This is a genomic window from Mesorhizobium sp. M7A.F.Ca.CA.001.10.2.1 (assembly GCF_003998575.1).
Lineage (GTDB): Bacteria > Pseudomonadota > Alphaproteobacteria > Rhizobiales > Rhizobiaceae > Mesorhizobium.
The window spans coordinates 1-1,585 of the sequence record NZ_RZQY01000970.1 but is presented as its reverse complement, the minus strand read 5'-3'; the positions used below and the strand labels follow the sequence as shown (position 1 = coordinate 1,585).

At 63.8% G+C, this 1,585-nt stretch carries 4 protein-coding genes; all 4 read right to left on the bottom strand.

Annotated elements, in window-relative coordinates; genetic code table 11:
- On the bottom strand, window positions 1-401 hold a 401-nt coding region (locus EN964_RS38940; protein WP_245490728.1), incomplete at its 3' end, for a DUF6074 family protein.
- A gap of 46 nt (window positions 402-447) precedes the next feature.
- The gene (locus EN964_RS34055; RefSeq protein WP_127271426.1) at window positions 448-744 is read right to left on the bottom strand and encodes a DUF982 domain-containing protein; all 297 of its coding nucleotides are present in this window, start codon (window positions 742-744) and stop codon (window positions 448-450) included.
- Window positions 745-904: 160 nt separating this feature from the next.
- A complete protein-coding gene (locus EN964_RS34050) occupies window positions 905-1,144 on the bottom strand; it encodes a hypothetical protein (protein ID WP_127271424.1) in 240 nt (79 codons plus the stop codon).
- A gap of 111 nt (window positions 1,145-1,255) precedes the next feature.
- The coding region (locus tag EN964_RS37985) for a hypothetical protein (RefSeq protein ID WP_164776346.1) at window positions 1,256-1,585 on the bottom strand (330 nt) is incomplete at its 5' end.

Below are 1,585 nucleotides of genomic sequence, written 5' to 3'. Positions count from 1 at the left end.
GCGAGCGGATCAGCCGACATCTCTCGCTGCGCGGCCAGGAAAAACCTGCGCACTTCATCGCTGGCTGCTGTTCTGTCCCTGCCGGAGCCGACCACAAGATCGAGCAACTCCGACGCCTTGGCTCTCCAGAACGAGGTGGCGGTCTCGCCATGCAGATTGCCGAGCTTGGCGGCAACCTCCCTGACCAAGAATACCTGACGGTCGATCGGGAATGCACGGACTTTTTCTGGGGACATCTTCCAAACCATGAGACTGACGCAACGAATCAACCATTGCCAACAAGCAAAGGCGTAGCCGGGAAGATGGAAACGGAAGCTTAACAGGGCGGACCTTGGTGCGGTGCTGTCGTCGGGACGAAACGCGCGCAACGGCGCGCTCACGACATTGCCGCGTGCGTTCAAATACGATCGCCGGTGTTTTAATCGGGCAACGAACAGGGCACAGCCCTCAGGCCTGGAGCGCCCTCGCCTCACCGCCGCGCTTGCGCGGCGTCATCATGTCCCTGGCCATCAGTCCACTGGCGCGGCAAAACGCCATGAACGCCCGGCAGGCATCCTCGGTCTTGACCACGTCCACCGTGGCGCCGAAGCAGGCGTTGAACGCTTTCTGATAGATCGGGCCCTGACGGCGCGCAGGCCAGTCCTGGAGAAAATCGAGCGCCTGTTCGACGCCATAGATTTCCTCGACTGGCAGACCGGGTCCAGGCGCTATGCGCACAGGCACCTCGAATTGCAGTCTATCCATTTCCTGTCTCCCGAACGGCATCGCCGAGGCAACGCCGTTCGTCGTCAAAAGTTGCTTTGACCGGCTTCTGGCCCAGAAATGTGTCGTCACTTGGGTCGCGGGCCGCCATGTCGCGCCAAACAAATCGCGCACCCGAGATCTGTCCTGGGGTGACATATGCTCACTGGTTCGCCGGATCCGTCTCCGCGTCGAAGGCCATGCGACTGGCGGTGATCAGTACAAATACCGTCGGCACGGCGAAGATGCCGCCGAGAACAAGGGCCGCCATCGCCGACAGGCCGAGCGTCTCGGCAACCGCCCAATAGACGGTTCCGATGCAGATGAGCGCCTGGACGCAGAGGAACGCGGCAGCCGAGGCCGCGCGCGACAGGGTTTTGAAGGTCTTGATGCGTTGTTGCATTGAAAAAATCCGGAAATGACGCGCCGCGCGACCGCTGCGCGGCCGACAGCCGCCGCACGATCACGACGCGAACAGGAATAGCGATGAGGTGGGGGTACGGCCCTGGGCCGCTCAGGCCGTGATGGTCGGGGGTGCGCGCGGCTGGTTGGTGCTCGCCCCGGGAACCGAGGCGGCCCCATATCCCGAAACCATCGCTCTTTGCGATGGCCGTTCGGCCCAAAGAAAAACAGCGTCGGGGACCGGAAGCGCGGGGTGGCCGCCGGCGAACTTGACCAGGACCGGACGGCCGGCACGAACCTCCAGCGCTTGCGCCTTGCCGGTGACACGCAGCAGCGCCGCCACTTCGCCCGACCGCTCGACACCGACGCTGACACCGCTTGGCGCAGACCCCGCAAAGCCTGACGCCACCGGCAGGCCGAAGCACAGCATCGCGAGCAGCAC

Bases quoted from the DNA above. Each gene is read 5' to 3' on its own strand.
- EN964_RS34055 (WP_127271426.1), bottom strand. From the start codon at position 744: ATGGATAGACTGCAATTCGAGGTGCCTGTGCGCATAGCGCCTGGACCC.
- EN964_RS34050 (WP_127271424.1), bottom strand. From the start codon at position 1,144: ATGCAACAACGCATCAAGACCTTCAAAACCCTGTCGCGCGCGGCCTCG.